Origin of the sequence: Bradyrhizobium sp. AZCC 1578 (assembly GCF_036924675.1) — a bacterium.
GTDB lineage: Bacteria > Pseudomonadota > Alphaproteobacteria > Rhizobiales > Xanthobacteraceae > Bradyrhizobium.
In genome coordinates this window covers 1,072,426-1,090,816 of the sequence record NZ_JAZHRZ010000001.1, presented here as the reverse complement: position 1 = coordinate 1,090,816, position 18,391 = coordinate 1,072,426, and the positions used below count along the sequence as shown (strand labels likewise).

Sequence of the window (18,391 nt, the reverse complement as noted above, 5' to 3'; positions counted from 1 at the left end):
CGAGGCCCCGTCGTGTCCACCTCCGCAACGACCAATGAACGTGAAGAGGGGCTGGCCTTCCAGCCCAAGTTCGACGCGTCCGGTCTCGTGACCTGCGTGGCGACGGATGCTGCGACCGGCGACGTGCTGATGGTCGCGCACATGAACGAGGAAGCGCTGCGCAAGACGATCGAAAGCGGCGACGCCTGGTACTTCAGCCGGTCCCGCAATGCGTTGTGGCGAAAAGGTGAGACGTCAGGTCAGACCCAGCGCGTGGTCGAGATGCGCATTGATTGCGATCAGGATGCCATCTGGATCCGCGTCGAGCAGCAGGGCGCTGCGTGTCACACCGGGCGGCATTCCTGCTTCTACCGCAAGATCGACGCCGCCGGGGGCGGTGCGCTGCTGACGTTCGTCGATGCCGACCGGCAGTTCGATCCGAACAATGTTTACCGGAAATAACTGGCGTCGGTTCCGGGCTGGTCATGCCAACAGCTCACCGATCATGGCGGCTGCGCGTCTTGCGCCATCGGCTTCGACCGGTTTCGGTCTGTCCGGCCTCGACATAGCCAACATCATGGCGTCGGCGATCATATCGGGGGTCGACGAAGCGAAGTCCATTTGGATGCCTGCGCCATAGCGGCGGAGCCGGTGAGCGACGTGAAAGTTCTGCTCGAAATGGTTTCGCAGCGGAAAATAGACAAACGGCGTCCCGGCAGCCGCGAGTTCCATGCAAGTGGTGAGCCCGCCCTGAACCAGCGCCAGGTCACACGCTGCGAGATGCCGGTCGAGATTGGCAACGAACGACCTTATCTCGACGCCCTCCGGCGCACGCAGCGACGCTGGATCAATGCGGGGACCGGCGACCACCACCATGCGCAACGCCGGCAGCTTGGCCTTCACGATGGGATAGGCCTGCAGGACGCGCTTGATCAGGTGAGCCCCGATCCCCGATCCGCCGACGGTGACGATGCAAATCTGCTCGGCGCTCCCGTAGCCTAGCGCTTCACGAAGAAATTGGCGGTTGCCGAAGGTTTGCGGATGCTCGCCGATGACGTAGCCGGCGAAATCGAAGTGCCTCGGTACCCAATCGCGCATCAGGGGCAGATCCGCACCGAACGATAGCGGCACCACGTCTTCAGGTTGGCCCACGAAGATCGCTCGATCGCGCACGCCAGGATGCTGCTCGACATGCTCGATCATCTCGGCATTGTAGTCCGCCGTCAGCAGCGCCTCATGTTTGCCGCCGGACGGCATCGGCACGTAGCCGACGAAGTCGGTCAACCAGACGAGTTTTGCCTTTTTCAGCTCGGGATGCTCGTGCCAGTAGTGATCGATATCCCAGGCCTCGTCCGCAATCACGATGTCGTAAGCGTCTTGCTCGACGGCGTCCTGGAAGATCATGAAGTTCTTGATCAGCACCTCGTCCATGCGGCGAAGCGCCTGAAAGCAGTGCAATTCGTGTTCGCCGCTTTCGAGCTCGATATGCCGCGTTTCGCTCGCCAACCTTGCACTTAGCGGATGGACATGTTCGTTGCCGGCCTCCAGCAGACGCGTGACCGGATCTTGCGCCAGCCAGTCCACCGTGAGGTCAGGATGAAGCTTGCGCAGCTCGCGCGCGATGGCGATGTCGCGGCGGCCATGGCCGAGGCCGATCGGCGAGGAGAGATAGAGGGCGCGCTTCTGGCGTGCGCCGTGCGGCAAAGTCTCACGTGCAGGCTGACGGATGGCGAGCCGGCGATCGATGAAGTCGTTGATCAGCGCGTTAGCCTTGGCCGGATACCGGCCGAGAGGATTGTGACCGCCGCCTCTGATCGTTACGAACTCCGAACCGCTCACCGCGGCGTGGGCCGCCCGGGCGCGTTCGCAGGGCTGAATTTGGTCGTTGTCGCCGTGGATGAACAGAACCGGGCAGCGGATGCTGCGATACATTTCCGCGCTGACATCGAATTGGGGAGGAATGTTTCGCGCCTCGACCGTTTTGATCAGGGTTGGTCCATCCGTCTCGGCAGCCCAGCCGACCCCGTCCTCGATCTGTTTGGTCGAATGCGGCTCGCTGCAGATGTTGCGAACGAAGAACTCCGCGAAATCAGGGTAACTCTTCAGCCAATAGTCACGGTTGAATTTGTTCCAGCCGTCGTAACTGTCTCTCTCGGCGAGAAAATGCGAGGCCGCAAATCTTGCCTGGTGCGCAGGTCCGATGGTCGAGACCGTGCCGGCGAGGATGGCTGCACGCACACGCGTCGGGTGATAGGCGGCGAGAATGGAGGCGAGCAACCCGCCAAACGAAAGTCCGACCAGGATAGCTTGCTCCACCTCGAGGCCGTCCATCACGGCAAGCGCGTCGGCGAGGTAGTTGTCGAGCGTGTAGGCAGTGACGTCTTCTGGTCGATCGGATTTGCCATTGCCGCGGCCATCATAGGCGATGCAGCGGAAATGTTCGCTGAAGTAGGGAAGCTGCGCCTTGTAGATCCGGGAGTGGACGATGCTCCATGGCGGAATAAACAGCATGGTTTCCGCGCCCGCGCCGTAGCTTTCGTAGGCGAGTTTCACGCCGTCGCGGGCGATGAAACCTTCGCTGTCCGCCAGCTTTGCTCGCATGCTGTCATCCTTTTTCCGGTGAAGATCCTTCCGCAATCCGAATGAGGTCGCCGACGCGCCGCAGCGACGCCCGTATCGGCGAGCCTTTTTTCTCCAGTCCCAGCAGGAACAGGCTTTCGCCGCCGATGAAACTGGAGGCGGCGATCGCGCCGACCTCTTCTGCCGAGAACGGGCCGAGCGGGCCGATCGTCTGTTCGGTCCTCCGCGCCACGCCTACGATCAGGTCGATCCAGCCCATGAGGCCGGCTCGGATCACCCTTGCTACTTCCGCGTCATGCCAGCTCACCGCGATCAGCTCCTGCAGCACCCGCACGTAGCCCGAAGCGATATCCTCATCGAGGTAGTCACAGGCGCGGGACCACTGCTCGGACAGTTTTAGCGATGGATCTTCGAACAGCCTGTTCTGCCGGTCGAGAAGTTGAGCATTGAGATATTCGAACAGCTCCAGAACCATGTTCTGCTTGGAGCCAAAATGGTAGTGGATCTGGCTTAAGGGCACGGCCGCTTCTGCAGCGACTTCGCGAGTGGAAAGTCCGGCATAGCCGGCGCGGCGCAACACCTTCTTGGCAGCTTCGAGCAAGCTCGTGCTGGTTTCGATCTTCTTCACTGCCGCGCGCGCCATGGTACCTCATGATGTGATGGAAGCGTCAAGACGCTACATGCATTCCGGCTGAGAAGGCCAGCCTTGCCGTTTCAACCCTCTACCGGCCGGAAAACCGATGCCCGGAGCCATGCCGGACACCGTGAAACAAACGTCACCCGACCTTCGCCTTGTTTCGCGGCAGCGGGATCAGCATCGAGACCTGCTGCCGGTAGCGGCGGTACTGGTCGCCGAACAGCGCTATCAGGTCGCGCTCCTCCAGCCATATGCCGATCAGGATGTAGCCGGTGGTGGCGATGGCGAACACCAGATGACCGAACGTCATCACCGGCGTCGCCCAGAACGCAAGCAGGAAGCCGAGATAGATCGGATGCCGGACCACCTTGTAGAACATCGGCGTTTTGAACTCGGCCGGGGGCAACTCGCGCCCAAGAAGCCGCGCCAGCACCTGGCGCAAGCCGAACAGCTCGAAATGGTTGATCATGAAGGTGCTGGCGAGCACCACCGTCCAGCCCATCCAGGAAATCGTCTGAAGGACAAGTGCCGCAACCGGATCGGTCACCGACCAGATGACATCAGTCATCGGCCGCCATTGCCAGTAGAGCAGGAGCAATGCGAGGCTGGCAAGCAGCACGTAGGTCGTACGCTCGACCGATTGCGGCACGATTCTTGTCCACCAGCGCTTGAAGGCGGGACGCGCCATCACGCTGTGCTGGATTGCAAACACGCCAAGCAGGACGACGTTGATGAGCAGCGAAGGAACGAGCGGCCCGGCGGGGCCGCTGTCGATGGTCTTCGGTACCGGCAAGTTGCCTACAAAGGCAATCGCATAAAGAAATGTACCGAGAAACAGCAGGTACGTAAGCGTGCCGTACAGCATAGCCGTCAAGCCGCCGGTTATGGTCTTTGCGGGAGGGGAGTGGAGTGCATGGTCTGTCATGATCTTGATCCTCTCAGGGAAGACTGCGGAAGCCTTGCTTTCAGTGCGGACGGTCGTGATTGCCCGGAACGTCTCCTCTTTGCGAGCCGGTCAGATCCAACGTCAAATATTCAGTCGGTCGAACGACCGAAAAGTTCATTCCTGTTTTATGTTGGAAATGCGGCATTTTAACCCGGCATTAACCATAAATGTCGCAGGCTGGGTCGGTGAGGCGCCGGATTGGCGGCGTTCACGAGCCCGCGAGGTTTCGCGAGGAGCGGGGCACCACGGATATGGCGGTCGACACATCAAGCGCCACGGCTGCGGCAGGTGTCGATCCCGCGCGCGCGAGGATTGCGGGCTCGATCAAGCAGGCCGCATCCACGACCGGCGCCAGCTTCGAATATCTGCTTGCCACCGCGAAGATGGAATCCAATTTCAACCCGAAGGCCGCCGCAACCACCTCGTCGGCACGCGGCCTGTTTCAGTTCATCGACCAGACCTGGCTCGGCACGGTAAAGGAGGCGGGGGCCCATCTCGGCTACGGCAAATATGCCGACGCCATCGCCAAAAATCCGTCGGGCAGCTATTCGGTCGAGGATCCCGCGGCACGCGCCGCGATCATGCGGCTGCGCGACGATCCCGAAGCTGCCTCTTCGATGGCGGCGGTGCTGACGCAATCCAACAGTTTCAGGCTGACCGGCAAGATCGGGCGCCGCCCGACCGATGCCGAACTCTACATGGCGCATTTCATGGGCGTCGGCGGCGCCGGCAAGCTGATCCAGAACGCCGAGGACAATCCGAACGCGTCGGCCGTGCGGATGTTTCCGAACGCTGCGGCGGCCAATCAATCGATCTTCTACGATCGCTCCGGGCAGCCGCGCAGCGTCTCACAGGTCTATTCGGTGCTGAGCACGCGCTATGCGGCGGCCGCCAGTTCGCCGGTGACGCGCACGGCGATGGCGGCCGCCGGCGGCGATCTGCCACGGCGCATCACGGTCGCAAGCGCCGCGCCGGCAGCGATGGCGATCGACAACGCCGCCTATCTCTCGAGCTTCCCGGATTCTCGCGCGGTGACGCCGGTTTCCGCAACGGCGCAGACCGCGTCGGCGTCAACGGAGCCGATCTTCCGCTCGCTGTTCCAGGGCGGCGAACGCACGCAGCCGATTTCGCCGGCGGTGCAGGAATTGTGGGGCAGCAATTCGGTGTCAGTTGCCTCCGCGAGCACCGCATTGTCGGGACATGCGCCCGAAGTCCGCGCACCCGGAAGACTCGACCTCTTCAGCGACCGCAACGGCACGTTCAGTAGCTGACGCTGACCCGCGATGCAGCGCGCAGCGATGCGTCGCAGAACCGGACCCATCGCGGTGGGCGAGCTCGGATGGACCCCGGATCAGCAGCGCAGCACTGCGTGTTGCGCAGCATCCGGGGAACGAGACATCGCAACCGTCCTCGCACCCTTAACAAAACGTCAATAAAACCAGCCGTTTATGGTGAACCCTTTGTTAAGCGTCATGGTTTATTTTTTCTAATAGTGGCACCGCGTCACGGTGTCGTTTCAGGTTGCGTAGCCAGGACCATGATCGTTCGGCAGTTCATCAGTTGGATTCGTACCGCTCCGGCAGGCGAGCGGGCAGAGGCGACGCGGGCGTTGGCGCGGGCCTGGTTGATTTCAGATCTTTCCGAGGACGATCGCATCGCCGCCGAAGGCGCGCTGCTGATGCTGCTCGATGATCCGTCGCCGCTGGTGCGCCAGGCGATGTCGGAAGTCTTCGCGCGCAGCTCGGACGCGCCGGCCGCGATCGTGCAGGCGCTCTCGCTCGACCAACCCTCGATCGCGCTTCCCGTGCTCGAACATTCGCCGCTTCTGATCGACGCCGACCTCGTCGACATCGTCGCCACCGGCAACAGCGACACGCAATGCGCCATCGCCCGCCGCATCAACCTGCCGCCCTCGGTTTCCGCCGCGATTGCCGAAGTTGGCTCGGCGGCCGCGGCGCTCGAACTGATCGAAAATGCCTACGCGGAATTGGCGCCGTTTTCATGGGACCGTATCGTCGAACGTCACGGCCATCTCGCCGCGATCAGGGAAGCGATGCTGGTGCTGGAAGGCTTGCCGGCTGCCACCCGCGCAGCGCTGGTCGCGAAACTCTCCGAGACGCTGGCGCAATTCGTCGTCGCGCGGAATTGGCTGAGCGCCGACCGGGCAGGGCGGCTGGCGAGCGAAGCGCGCGAGCGCTCGGCCGTGAACATTGCGGCGTGTTCGCGCGGCGATGATATGCTGGGCCTGGTGCGGCACCTGCGCGCCACCGGGCAACTGACCGCCGGCCTGATCCTGCGCGCGCTATTGTCGGGCAACCTCGAACTGTTCGATGCGGCGCTTGCCGAACTGGCTGACCTGCCGCTGGCCCGCGTCACCGCGCTGCTGCACGACCGCGGCGGCGCCAGCCTGCAGGCGCTCCTGATCCGCGCGGGCCTTCCCGAATCGACATTCGGAGCCTTCCGTATCGCGCTCGAAGTCAGCCGTGAGACCGGCTTTGTCGACACGATCGGCGGCGCCGCGAGGCTGCGCCGCCGCATGGTCGAGCGTGTGCTGACCCATTGCGAGACCGACCGCAAGGCCGCCGAGCCGCTCTTGATCCTGCTGCGGCGGTTCGCAACCGAGTCCGCGCGCGAGGAAGCCCGCCTGTTCTGCGAGGAGCTGGTCGCTGACGAAGCGTTCGTGCCAGCCGTGCGCGATCTGATCGCGGCGTAGGCGAACTCCTGCAACACGACCGGTGTCGTCCCTGCGAACGCAGGGACCCATAACCACAGTCGTTTGTGGTTGGGTGAAGGTCATCGACCAGCGTGCTCTTAATCGATAAGCCGCGGCGTATGGGTCCCTGCGTTCGCAGGGACGACGGTGTGGAGATATCGCGGGCTACTCTGCCGGCACGATGCTCGGCGCCAGGATCGCTTCGAGATGTTCGGGGCGGTCGCGGTTGACCTTGAGCAGGAATTCATCCGCGACGCCGCGGAGCTGCTTGCTGAGCGCGCTCGCCATCATGGCAGTGTCGAGCTTGGTGCGTTCGCGCACGATCGCCTGAATGGCATTGATGTGATGGGTGATCAGCTCGGATGGGACCTGGTCGAGATCAGGTGCGTGTTCGATGATGCGGCACAGGCTTTCGGCGGCAGCGCCGGCGGAAGGGAAGCCGAACGTGGCGGCGTCGCCCTTGATGTCATGGGCGGCGCGAAACAGCTCTTCGCGGTTGTCGATGGTGAAGCCGTCGCGGAGAATGGCCGCGTGCGCGGCCGAGAGCCGGTCCGCCTCGATCGTCATCCAGTTCTTGAATTCACCGGATAGTCCTGCAAGCGCCTTCTCCGCGCGCCCGACAGGATCGTCGAGATCGGATTCGGGAACGCGCAGCAATACCTTGCGCAACGGATTGGGCTGCGTGATCACGTGATGATCGGCAAACGATTTGACCTGTATCGTCCCCGGCTTTTCTTTCGCCATGATGGTCTCTCCAGGCTCGCGCTAAACGTTCGACCGCGCCTTGTCGAGCAACGACGGCTGCTGCATCACTTCCATCTCGCCACCGACTCGGCGCTCGGGGCCGATATAGGCGTTGTTGGTGTTGCGCCGCCGGTCGGGGCCGAAATAGGTCTTGGTCTTGATGAAGGGGCGCGGATTGGCGACGACGTTGAGGATGCGCTGATAGAGTCCCTTGGCCGAGATCGGCTTGGCCAGAAACTCGGTGACGCCGGCGTCGCGCGCGACGGTGACGCGCCGTTTCTCCGAATGTCCGGTCAGCATGATGATCGGCGCGTAAGGGTTACCCTTCGATTCCGGCTGCCGGATCATCTGCGCCAGTTCGAGGCCGTCGAAGATCGGCATCGCCCAGTCGGTGATGACGATGTCGGGTACGTAGTGGCTGTACATTTCGAGCGCGGTGGCGCCGTCCTCGGCTTCATAGGCTTCGCGCGCGCCGAACGAATGCAACAGCGTCCGCAGGATGCGGCGCATATGCGGATTGTCGTCGCAAATCAGAAACCGCAACTTGTTGAAGTCAATGCGATACATGGTCCGGCCCGGCCCAGCAAAACGGTATACTGGCGTTAACCATATCGCGGCGCCGGTTAAGGAATGGTTGCAAAACCGGCGCCTGAACTCGTCGTCCCTGCGAAAGCAGGGACCAATGCGCCGCGGCTTCTCGGTCTAGGGAGGTGACAATTGACGGCTTTTCGCGACAACTAACGCCTGTGGTTATGGGTCCCTGCGTTCGCAGGGACGACGGCTCTAGTACCCGAACTGCTCGCGCAGGATGCGTTCCTCGAGGCTGTGGCCGGGATCGAACAGCATCCGCATCGAAATCGTCTTATCGGACAACACCTCGACGCGGCGGACGTCGCGCACGTCGTCGTGGTCGGCGGCGGCCGCGACCGGACGCTTCTCGCCCTCGAGCACCTCGATCACCACAAAAGCGGAGTTCGGCAGGAGGGCGCCGCGCCAGCGGCGCGGGCGGAACGGGCTGATCGGGGTCAGCGCCAGAAGCGCGGCGTTGATCGGCAAAATCGGGCCCTGCGCCGACAGATTATAGGCGGTGGAGCCGGCCGGCGTCGCCACCAGGATGCCGTCGGCGATCAATTCGGCCATCCGCTCGTGCTCATCGATCAGGATGCGCAGGTGCGCGGCCTGGTTGGTCTGGCGAAACAGCGCGACTTCGTTGATGGCGTGATGCAGATGCACGACGCCGTGCACGTCGGTTGCGCGCATCAAGAGCGGATTGATCAGGGATTCCCGCGCCGCCGCTAGCCGCGTATGCAAATCATGCGTGGTGAATTCGTTCATCAGGAAGCCGACGGTGCCGCGATGCATGCCGTAGATCGGCTTGCCCGAGCGCATGTGGGCGTGCAGCGTCTGCAGCATCAATCCGTCGCCGCCAAGCGCCACCACGACGTCGGCGTCGTCGGCGTCATGATTGCCGTAGAGCTTGACGAGCTGCGCCAGCGCGGTCTGCGCCTCGGCGCCTGCGCTCGCGACGAAGGCGATCCGGTCGTATCGCTTGGGGGTGGCCATCGGACGACGAACTCATACCTGGCGCCGGATTGCGCCGCGCTCGTCTATACACCTTGGACAGGCTTGTCGAGATGGCCGTCAGGCACTTTCGCGCCGGTAACCTAAACCGGCGGTCATCGGGCCGTCATTTTTCCTGCAACGTCCGGATCGGGTCCCAGTCGTCGCCCGGCGGGTTTTGGGCCAATTCCCGGGCCCGCGCGGCAAACAGCGATGCCGGCCGGTCGATATCGGCCGAACGGCCGAAACATGCTGCGGCGCGCTCGAACTCGCGGGCCCGCCAGTGCGCCAGCCCGTCGGCATAGTTGGCGATCACCGTCTGCTGCGAGGGCGTCAGCCCGGCCGACAGCGCCAGCAGCTCGTAGATTTTCAGCGCCTGGGTTCGCCCCTTCACCCTGATGGCGTCCAGTTCGCGCCAGGCGAAGGCTTGGCCGGTAAGCGCAACCGTCGTCTCGGAAGCGATCACGGTGGTGCCGTAGAATTTGTTGGCGCCCTCCAGCCGCGAGGCCAGGTTCACCGCGTCGCTCATCACGGAGTAGTTGAAGCGCCGCCGCGATCCGAAATTGCCGACCAGCGCCTCGCCGGAATTGATGCCGATCCGCTGCGCCAGCTTGTAGTCGCGAAACACGGCGGAGGAGGCGTTGAGTTCCGCCAGTTGCGTGCAGCAGTCCAGCGCAGCGCGCGCTGCGTTCGCGGCATGGTCGGGATCGTCGGCCGGGGCGCCGAACACCGCCACGATGGAGTCGCCGATATATTTGTCGACATATCCGCCATGGCGCTCGATGACGTCGGTCATCGCCGAAAGATATTCGTTCATCAGCTCCATCAGGCCGTCGGGCGACATCTTTTCCGCGATCAGCGAAAATCCTTCGATGTCGGAGAAAAACACCGTCACGTTGCGGGTTTCGCCGCCGAGCTCCGGCAATTTGCTCGACGACAGCATGCGGTTGATGACGTGCGGGGCGAGGTAGAGCGCGAAGCTCTTCTGCAGCAGGCGGCGATCCTTGTCGGCGATGACGAAGCGGAAGCCAATGGTTGCGGCCAGCGCGGTCAGGCTGGCAAGGATCGGCTCGACGAGCGGCAGCGCCAGCGCGTGGTTGAAGGCGACGGTCGCGCCGGCCACGCCGACCACGATCATTCCCGTCCAGGCAGCGAATGCGATGACGGGCCGGAACAGCCAGGCGGCGGCCGCGGCGAGCGCAGCAATCAGTGCCGCGATAAGCAAGCGGAGGAGCGGCCCAGGTTCGACCACGCCATTGCGCGCGATCAGATTATTGACCGCGGTGGCATGGACATAGACGCCCGCGATCGTGCTCTTCTTGAAGCCTGCGGTAACCGGCGTGCTCTCGGTCGTGCAGCGCGGGGTGCGCGCGCCTTCGATGCCGGTTGCAAAGCGCTTGGACGTGAAGCGGCGGTCCTCGATATCGAGGACGGTGCCGAAGATCACGACCTTGCCGCCGAACCAGCGCCGGAAATAGTCCTTGTCGTTCTTGACGGCGCACGCCCGCAGGTCGGCAAAGGAGAAGGTCGGAATGTCGTCGCTGCCGCCTTCGAAATTCAGCGTCATCGTGTTCGGCACCCGTCCAGGAACCCGGTAGCCGGCGAGCGTCAGCCTGCCGCGCTCGTCGAATTCGGGTGCAGTGCCGAGCGCCCGCGAGGCGAGCTCGACGGCCATCGAAGGCACCCTTGCCCCGTTGACGGTGAAGCTCAGCGGCATGCGCCGCAGGATATCGTCGCTGTCGGTGTGATCGTTGAGGGGGCGGATGTTCTGCTGCTGGCGCACCGCGACGCGCTGTCCCGGCGACGGCCCCACCGGTTGGTTGCCGCCCAGGACTTCTCCCAGCACCACCTTGCGGTTCGCCGTCGCCCCGGCGAGCGCGCGAAGAAAATCGCGGTCGAATCCGCGGACTTTCTCTCCCAGCGTGCCCTCGCCGAAAGGTATCTCCGACTGCTCGATCGATTTCGGGATCACCACGTCGAAGCCCGCCACCTTGGCGCCGCCTTCGAGCGTCGCTGAAAGCACGCGGCCGATCTCGCCGGTCCAGGTCAGCATCGGCGCGTCTTTGAAAGGGGCGGTGCGCAGGCTTTCCTCGTCCATCGCGACGACGACCGCCGCCGAAGCGGCGGGATCCTGCCTTCGGCCAAACACCTCCCAGCGCAGCGCCGTGAGAATATCGATGGAGAGCCCGCGGATCGGTCGGGCCGCAGGAGAAACCGAGGCCGCCGCGCAAACCAGCGCAATGGCGGCGATCGCCACTCTGTCGCGCGTGCTGCGTCTTATTCTCAAGCTGGACGGTCCGGCACGCCTATTCCAGGCGCAGCAGCCGGCCGACGATCGGTGTCGCGCCGGGCTTGGCATCTGCGTCCACCCGGAACACGATCTGCGATGACTTGAACGAAGCGGCGTAGAGGCCGCCGGGAACCAGCGCGACATTCTCGCTGGCAAAATCGACGAAGCGTCCCTTGAGCTGGGTGCCGCCGAGGTCGATCTGCTGTCGCTCGCCCGCCGCGTCGAGACGCCGGATGATTAGCTTGCCGCGTCCCTTGGCTTCCACCAGCGGGGAGGCGCCGTAAAGCGTGAGCTGCGGCTGCGGCAGGGAGGCCGCCTTGTTGCTGTCGACGCTTCGCAGCACGGTGGCGGCAACGCCGCTGGTTTCGCGCGTGGTCACGTTGGCTTGGTTGGCATCGCAATTGGTTTTCTCGGCTTTGACCTCGGCGAGGTGAACGGCGCTCTCCTCGGTGCCGACGACAACGGTGCCGGTGCCGCTGATCGTCTCGCGCCGGCATGACTTCAGGTAGCTCAGAATGACAGAGCCGCCGTCGCCGATCTTGATGACCGCTTTGGGCGTCACATAGTCCATGAATTCCGCACCGGTGACCTTGCCCTTGATGTCTTCGACCACCGCGGCCGGCGAATCTGCGGCCGCCGGAGAAGCCAGCGCCAGCAGGCCGAGACAAACAGCAATCGAGCGTTTCATTCTAAGACCCCATAAAAAAGCGCAGGTTCGTTAGTCGCGCCAGCGCTCGAATGGTTTCATGGATAGATCAAAATATCTGGCCGGTAGGCCAGCGGAACCGACCGATATCACCTAACGGCCGCCGAGGACAGCCATCGGGCGCAGTGCAGGGCATTCCAACCCTCTCACGCGATGCTGTCGGGATTGTGATTTCCGCGGGTTTCCTGCCCTTGTGTACCAACAGCGCTGTCGGGCGCAGATTGGGAGTGAACGGCATGGCTTCTCGTTTTATGGCAACGCGTCCCATGCGTCTGGCCGCCGCGATTCTGGTCCTGTGTTGCGCGACCGGCATACGCGCCGAGGAGGCGAGTTCGCCGACTTCGCAGCAGCCCGCCGCAGCGACGCCATCGCCGTCTCCGTCGGGCCAGAAGGGCGAAGCAGGGCGGGGCCCCGCCGCGACGCCATCGCCGGCAGCCGAACAACATCGCCTGCCGCCGGATTCCACCACCCGGCAAACGCTGACGCTGCCCGGCCGCACGCTCAACTTCACCGCCACCGCCGGCTCGATCCGGCTGTTCGACGACAAGCGCGAGCCGCAGGCCGATATCGCCTATACCTCCTACCAGCTCGACGGCACCGATCGCGCAAGCCGGCCGGTGACGTTTCTGTTCAACGGCGGCCCGGGCGCGTCCTCGGCCTGGCTGCAGTTCGGCGACGCCGGACCCTGGCGCATATCGATCACGGGTGAGGGCGCAGTGTCGTCGGCGACGCCCGATTTGCTGCCCAACGCCGAGACCTGGCTCGACTTTACCGATCTCGTATTCATCGATCCCGTCGGCACCGGATACAGCCGTTTCGTCGCGACCGGCGAGGACACGCGCAAGCGATTCTACTCCATCGACGGCGACGTCAGCGCCATCGCACTCGTGATCCGGCGCTGGCTGGAAAAGAATGATCGTCTGCTCTCGCCGAAATTCGTGACCGGCGAAAGTTATGGCGGCATCCGTGGACCCAAAATCGTTCGCAACCTGCAGACCCAGCAGGGCGTCGGCGTGCGCGGGCTGATCCTGGTCTCACCCTTGTTCGACTATCGCGATTTTTCCGGCTCGAGCCTGTTGCAGTATATGAACACACTGCCAAGCATGGCGGCGGTGGCGCGCGAAGCCAAGGGACCGGTGACGCGCGCCGATCTCGCTGACGTCGAGCGCTACGCGCAAGGCGAGTTTGTGACCGATCTCGTCAAGGGGCAGGCGGACCGCGAGGCCGCGACGCGACTTGCCGACAAGGTGGCCGCGCTGACCGGCATCGATCAAGCGGTGAGCCGCAGACTCGGAGGGCGTTTCGAGGTCGGCGAGTTCCGCAGAGAGTTCGACCGCCGCAACGGCCGTGTGACGGGACGTTATGACGGCTCGGTCTCAGGTTTCGATCCCTATCCGGATTCGAACAACGCGCATTTCGGCGATCCTTCCGGCGATTCCCTGACGGCGCCGCTGACGAGCGCAGCCGTCGACCTCACCACGCGCAAACTCAACTGGCGTCCCGATGGCTCGTATCACCTGCTTAACTCAGCTGTGTACAGGGCCTGGGATTTCGGTCGCGGTCCGGCCGAGTCGGTTTCGGAGCTTCGCCAGATTCTCGCGCTCGACCCGAAAATGAAATTGCTGGTCGGTCACGGGCTTTTCGATCTCGCCACGCCCTATTTTGCCTCGAAGGTAATTCTCGACCAGTTGCCGGCCTATGCGCGGTCGGACCGGGTCAAACTCGTCGTCTATCCCGGCGGCCACATGTTCTATTCGCGCGACGGCGCGCGCCAGGCATTCCGCGCGGAGGTTGAGAAGGTGATGAAGTAGCGCTCAAACAAAACCGGCGCAGTCTTGATGACTACGCTGGTGTTTCCTTCGTCATTGCAATGACGCGGAGAAAGTCGTGCCTCAGTACACCAATCCCGCGCCCGGCGGCTTTTCGAGCGCGGCGGCGAGCGAGCGATATTCTTCGCTTGAGGTGCCGGTGAGCTGCGCGATCCGGTTCAGGTGATATTGCGCCTGATCGCGGTTGCCCTGTTCGACCTGCCACAGGCCGTAATACTGCCAGGTCTTGACGTGGTTCGGATCGGCCTTCAGCGCGCGCTCGTACCAGATCTGCGAGACCTTGTAGTCGCCGAGCTTGCGATAGGAATAGCCGATGAGATTGGCGACGGCGGCCGAGTCCTCACGGCCGAGCGCCTTCAACTGCTCGATCGCCGACGCATAGTCGTGGCGCTCGTAGATCGCGGCGTAAGCAGCGCGATAGCCGTCGACGAATGCGGTTTGTTCAATGGCCGGGCGGGCTTCGCTGGATTTCTTTTTCTTCTTCGGCGGCGGAGGCGGCTCGCTGTCGGGATTTGCGTAGACGGCGGTGACGACAGGAGCTGCCGCGAGCGTAAGCGACAACATTGCGAGCGTCAAAAGCCTGATCGCTAGTTTGTTCATGCATCTCTCCTGATGACCGGTTCCACAATCCTACACCGAAGGCCGTTGATGTGAACACCCGGCAGTTGAGAACATTCCCGCCATCCGCCTTCGTTTCTGCCGATTGTGGATTCGGCCGATTTGCCGGCCGCAGTTCGCGTTCAAAAGATGGCGAACCTGCCATGGAGATGAACGAAGTCCGCACGTTCGATTCAGGACGGGTTCACTGCGCCGTGCTTAACGTCGCGCGCATGATCGGCGAGCCCGGCCATTCGGACCGGAGAGCCCGCAGGTCCCCATGGAAGAGGAGACAGCTATGCTCAAGACCTTTTCTGCAGCGCTCGTTGCCGTGTCCGTTCTCGCCGCGCCCGTGTTTGCCGGCACTGCGGGCAAAACCGCGCAAGCTCCGGTGAACAAGAGTACGCAGGCTCCGGCCACCAAGGCCGAACAGGGAAAATCGAAGGCGCTGAACGCGAATGCGAGCAGCCACAAGAAGCAGGTCGGCCTCTCGAAGAAGCGTGCCGTGGTCAAACCCGCCGCGCCTGCCGCCAAGCGCAGTTGAACCAGCTCGATCGAATCTGATCCGCCGGCGCGTTTCGCCCCCGCGTCGGCGGATATCGGACCAGCCCACGTGCCATTGCTTCCCCGATGGCCGTGGGCTGGCGCTGCTTCGATCTGTTCGGGACCAGTAACCGAGATGCGAATTCCATTTCGCCGCCGGGCAGTCTAAGAGACGGCCAACGGGGGCGGGGGAAGCATTTCGCTTGCGAAGTTCAGTCAAAATTGCGGCGGTGATACTGTTGCCGCTCGCGCTGTCGGCCTGCGCCGCCAGCGACGAGAGCAGGCCGATCACGTTTACCGACGATCGCGGCGTCTCCAGCCAGCCTTTTCCGAAAAATTACCGCACGGAAGTGCTGGCGTTCCTGAAGACTTATCTCAATGATCCCGTCGGCGTACGCGGCGCCGTGATGGCCGAGCCGACCGAGCGCGTGGTCGGCGGGCGGCTGCGCTATGTCGTCTGTCTCCGGTTCAGCCCGCGCGAATCCGACGGCGGCTACCGCGAGCCGCGTGAACGCGCCATCCTTTTTGTCGACGGCCGGCTCGACCGCATCATCGAAAACGCCGCGGAGCCCTGTGCGGGGCTGGCCTACGCGCCATTTGCGGAACTGGAGAAACTGACGCGCTAGATTCGCGCGCGTGCCGTGAGCTTCGCACGAGAGTGTGATGCTTCGCGCCTATACATATCATCTCCGATCATTTATATCGCACGCGATCTAATCGCATGAGATATAGAGCGGAGAAAGACCATGTCCCATTCCATCACGCCTGACCGCCGCCGCTTCCTCGGCATCGTGGCAGCTACCCTTGCGGCCACACCGTTTGCCACGAGCGGGGCTCTGTTCGCACAGTCCGGCGACGCAGGAGCAGGCGCGGGCAGGCCGGGCGCCCACGCCTCGTTTGCTGCGCTGAAACAGATCGAAGCCGGCGTTCTCAATATCGGTTACGCCGAAGTCGGGCCCGCCAATGGTCCCGTCGCCCTTCTTCTGCACGGCTGGCCCTACGACATCTATGCCTTCGTCGACGTGGCTCCCGTGCTGGCATCGGCAGGCTTCCGGGTCATCGTGCCGTATCTGCGCGGCTACGGCACGACGCGCTTCCTCTCAGGCGATACGCCGCGAAACGGCCAGCAGGGCGCACTTGCCACCGACGTCATCGCGCTGATGGATGCGCTGAAGATCGAAAAAGCGGTGGTGGCTGGCTTCGACTGGGGCGCCCGAACCGCCGGCATCGTCGCCGCGGCCTGGCCGGAACGCGTCAAGGCGCTGGTTTCGGTCAGCGGCTACCTGATCGGCAGCCAGGAAGCCAACGCAAAACCGCTGCCGCCATCGGCCGAGCTGCAGTGGTGGTACCAGTATTATTTCGCGACCGACCGCGGCCGGCTGGGCTACGAAAAATACCGGCGCGAGTTTTCCAAGCTGATCTGGCAGCTTGCCTCGCCGAAATGGAATTTCGACGACGCGACCTTCGAACGCAGCGCGGCGTCCTTCGACAACCTGGATCATGTCGCCATCGTGATCCACAATTATCGCTGGCGGCTTGGTCTCGCCTCGGGCGAGACCAAATACGACGTGCTGGAAAAACGGCTGGCCGAATTTCCGGTCATTACCGTGCCCACCATCACCCTCGAAGGCGACGCCAACGGCGCACCGCATCCGGACCCGAAGGCTTACGCCAAGAAGTTCTCCGGCAGATACGCCCACCGTCTCATCGCCGGCGGGATCGGGCACAATCTGCCGCAGGAGGCGCCGCAGGCATTTGCCGACGCCGTCGTCGAAGCGGCTCGCTCTTGAAGACGGACGGTCTTGCAGCCGGCAGTCCCGACGACTGCCGGCTCGGGGGACTATTCCCCGGAAGGAACCGTGAACGAAATCGGATCACTTTTCGGCGATGGTTGAACCTTGCCTTAGTCATCCCGGACACCAGCTAAGCGGGGGAATCACCTCTTAACCCGGGAAAAAGCCTGGCGTGCGAGGGAACTAAACCGCTTTGTTGCTGTGCCATCACAGTGGCGCGCCATCCGGTCGCGGGCGCTTGCCGCAAAGCAACCTAAATGAAGTCACGTTGTTTGGATTGGTATCCGCGACGTTCGTAACGGGGAAATAGGATGAAGAAGATACTGCTCGGGGCTGCCGCGCTGGCCGTCATGGCGGCTCCAGCCTTTGCGGCCGACATGCCGCCCCGGCCGTACACCAAGGCGCCTGCCTATACGGCGCCTCAGGTCGTCTATAACTGGACCGGGTTCTATATCGGCGGCCATGCCGGTGGCGCCTTCGCGGGTGACAACTCCCTGCAGGGCAGCGACGTCCGCTTCCTCGGCGGCGTGCAGGGTGGCTTCGACTATCAGTTCGCGCCGAACTGGGTGCTGGGCGCCGAAGCCCAGTATAGCTGGCTGCCCAGCAACAATAATAACGGCGTGCTGTTTCCGAACGGGACGCTCGTGACCTCCAACACCGATCAGATCGGCTCGGTGACCGGCCGGCTCGGCTACACCTGGGGTCCGGCGCTGCTTTACGCCAAGGGCGGTTACGCCTGGCGTGACAGCAACAATCTCGGCGTATCGGTGGCCGGGGTGCCCGCAGGCTTCACCACCAACGGCAACCACAAGGACGGCTACACGGTCGGCGGCGGCCTCGAATACATGTTCGCTCCGAACTGGTCGGCCAAGGCCGAGTACCAGTATTACAATTTCGGCGACACGACCTTCACGTCCGGTCCTGCCGACATCAACGGCCGCACCTTCCGCAACGACGAGCATACGGCCAAAGTGGGCGTGAACTACCGGTTCGGCTGGGGTGGTCCGGCCGCCAAATATTGATGCGGCCCTCCGTATCGACACAAAAGGCCGGCGCTACGCCGGCCTTTTTGTCAGCGAATGCCAAGCGGCCGCGTGCGGCCTGCCGCGCCGCGCGCGTCCTCAGAGCGCGTCAAAAAATTTTTCGCGCTGCACGCAACTTTTCGTCATGATGCGCTATTATGGTCTCAGCCGGCTGGTTGGACATCGTAACATGCGTGCTTTTGCGTTAGGGCTGATCTTTTCCGCAGCGGCGTCTCCGTGCCTTGCTCAAACTGTCCTGAAATCCGAACCGCTTATCCTTGCTCCCTATGAAGTCGCCTTCGTGCAGGATCCCTCGTGCGGGGCCGGCAAGGTGCGCAAGGTAACCGGTGCGATCAGGGGACTGCAGCGGCGCAAGGCCTGCGTCACCCTTGCTTCGGAACAGGTATCGCTGGTCTCGGCGACGCCGTAGGATCCGATTTTCCGTCTCGGAT

Annotated in this window: 18 protein-coding genes; 9 read left to right on the top strand and 9 right to left on the bottom strand. The window is 63.3% G+C overall.

The window, feature by feature from the left end; all coding sequences use genetic code 11:
- Positions 1-12: 12 nt before the first annotated feature.
- Positions 13-441, top strand: a complete 429-nt coding sequence (gene hisI / locus V1290_RS05725) for a phosphoribosyl-AMP cyclohydrolase (RefSeq protein WP_334363447.1) — start codon at positions 13-15, stop codon at positions 439-441.
- Between the two features lie 21 nt (positions 442-462).
- On the opposite strand, the gene V1290_RS05720 is transcribed toward hisI, so the two are convergent.
- The 3 genes from V1290_RS05720 to mddA all read right to left on the bottom strand — a co-directional run bounded on the left by V1290_RS05720 (position 463) and on the right by mddA (position 4,121).
- Positions 463-2,580, bottom strand: a complete 2,118-nt coding sequence (locus V1290_RS05720; protein ID WP_334363446.1) for an alpha/beta hydrolase — start codon at positions 2,578-2,580, stop codon at positions 463-465.
- A gap of 4 nt (positions 2,581-2,584) precedes the next feature.
- Positions 2,585-3,187 (bottom strand): TetR/AcrR family transcriptional regulator, encoded by a 603-nt coding sequence (locus V1290_RS05715; protein WP_334363445.1) that lies wholly within the window; start codon positions 3,185-3,187, stop codon positions 2,585-2,587.
- A gap of 148 nt (positions 3,188-3,335) precedes the next feature.
- Positions 3,336-4,121 (bottom strand): methanethiol S-methyltransferase, encoded by a 786-nt coding sequence (gene mddA, locus V1290_RS05710; protein WP_334363444.1) that lies wholly within the window; start codon positions 4,119-4,121, stop codon positions 3,336-3,338.
- Between the two features lie 272 nt (positions 4,122-4,393).
- Here mddA and V1290_RS05705 point away from each other — a divergent pair, with 272 nt between their 5' ends.
- Together V1290_RS05705 and V1290_RS05700 are read left to right on the top strand one after the other, a co-directional pair.
- Positions 4,394-5,413, top strand: coding sequence for a transglycosylase SLT domain-containing protein (locus tag V1290_RS05705; protein WP_334368942.1), 1,020 nt, complete (start codon positions 4,394-4,396; stop codon positions 5,411-5,413).
- A 266-nt stretch (positions 5,414-5,679) separates the two neighbouring features.
- Positions 5,680-6,855: a DUF2336 domain-containing protein gene (locus tag V1290_RS05700; protein ID WP_334363443.1), complete on the top strand. Its 1,176-nt coding sequence runs from the start codon at positions 5,680-5,682 to the stop codon at positions 6,853-6,855.
- Positions 6,856-7,020: 165 nt separating this feature from the next.
- Here the strand turns inward: V1290_RS05700 and V1290_RS05695 are convergent, their stop codons facing one another.
- The 5 genes from V1290_RS05695 to V1290_RS05675 all read right to left on the bottom strand — a co-directional run bounded on the left by V1290_RS05695 (position 7,021) and on the right by V1290_RS05675 (position 12,137).
- Positions 7,021-7,599 carry an Hpt domain-containing protein gene (locus V1290_RS05695; RefSeq protein WP_334363442.1) on the bottom strand — a complete coding sequence of 193 codons (579 nt, stop codon included), beginning with the start codon at positions 7,597-7,599 and terminating at the stop codon, positions 7,021-7,023.
- A 21-nt stretch (positions 7,600-7,620) separates the two neighbouring features.
- A complete protein-coding gene (locus V1290_RS05690) occupies positions 7,621-8,166 on the bottom strand; it encodes a response regulator (protein ID WP_028349127.1) in 546 nt (181 codons plus the stop codon).
- A 216-nt stretch (positions 8,167-8,382) separates the two neighbouring features.
- A complete protein-coding gene (locus tag V1290_RS05685) occupies positions 8,383-9,162 on the bottom strand; it encodes an NAD kinase (RefSeq protein WP_334363440.1) in 780 nt (259 codons plus the stop codon).
- 124 nt (positions 9,163-9,286) lie between these two features.
- Complete coding sequence (locus tag V1290_RS05680) at positions 9,287-11,440, bottom strand: adenylate/guanylate cyclase domain-containing protein (protein WP_334368941.1); 2,154 nt, start codon at positions 11,438-11,440, stop codon at positions 9,287-9,289.
- 25 nt (positions 11,441-11,465) lie between these two features.
- A complete protein-coding gene (locus tag V1290_RS05675; RefSeq protein ID WP_334363439.1) occupies positions 11,466-12,137 on the bottom strand; it encodes a hypothetical protein in 672 nt (223 codons plus the stop codon).
- 254 nt (positions 12,138-12,391) lie between these two features.
- On the opposite strand from V1290_RS05675, the gene V1290_RS05670 reads away from it, so the two are divergent.
- Positions 12,392-13,966 (top strand): S10 family peptidase, encoded by a 1,575-nt coding sequence (locus V1290_RS05670; RefSeq protein ID WP_334363438.1) that lies wholly within the window; start codon positions 12,392-12,394, stop codon positions 13,964-13,966.
- A gap of 81 nt (positions 13,967-14,047) precedes the next feature.
- On the opposite strand, the gene V1290_RS05665 is transcribed toward V1290_RS05670, so the two are convergent.
- A complete protein-coding gene (locus V1290_RS05665; protein ID WP_334363437.1) occupies positions 14,048-14,584 on the bottom strand; it encodes a tetratricopeptide repeat protein in 537 nt (178 codons plus the stop codon).
- Positions 14,585-14,879: 295 nt separating this feature from the next.
- Here V1290_RS05665 and V1290_RS05660 point away from each other — a divergent pair, with 295 nt between their 5' ends.
- From V1290_RS05660 to V1290_RS36435, 5 genes are all read left to right on the top strand, one after another.
- The gene (locus V1290_RS05660; protein WP_334363436.1) at positions 14,880-15,125 is read left to right on the top strand and encodes a His-rich protein BRANT; all 246 of its coding nucleotides are present in this window, start codon (positions 14,880-14,882) and stop codon (positions 15,123-15,125) included.
- Positions 15,126-15,327: 202 nt separating this feature from the next.
- Complete coding sequence (locus tag V1290_RS05655; protein ID WP_334363435.1) at positions 15,328-15,750, top strand: hypothetical protein; 423 nt, start codon at positions 15,328-15,330, stop codon at positions 15,748-15,750.
- 120 nt (positions 15,751-15,870) lie between these two features.
- Positions 15,871-16,914 (top strand): alpha/beta fold hydrolase, encoded by a 1,044-nt coding sequence (locus V1290_RS05650; RefSeq protein WP_334363434.1) that lies wholly within the window; start codon positions 15,871-15,873, stop codon positions 16,912-16,914.
- Positions 16,915-17,228: 314 nt separating this feature from the next.
- Positions 17,229-17,939 (top strand): outer membrane protein, encoded by a 711-nt coding sequence (locus tag V1290_RS05645; protein WP_334363433.1) that lies wholly within the window; start codon positions 17,229-17,231, stop codon positions 17,937-17,939.
- Entirely contained in the window at positions 17,917-18,369 is a 453-nt protein-coding gene (locus V1290_RS36435; RefSeq protein ID WP_442894968.1) for a hypothetical protein, read from the top strand. Before V1290_RS05645 ends, V1290_RS36435 begins: the two co-directional genes overlap by 23 nt.
- Positions 18,370-18,391 lie beyond the last annotated feature (22 nt).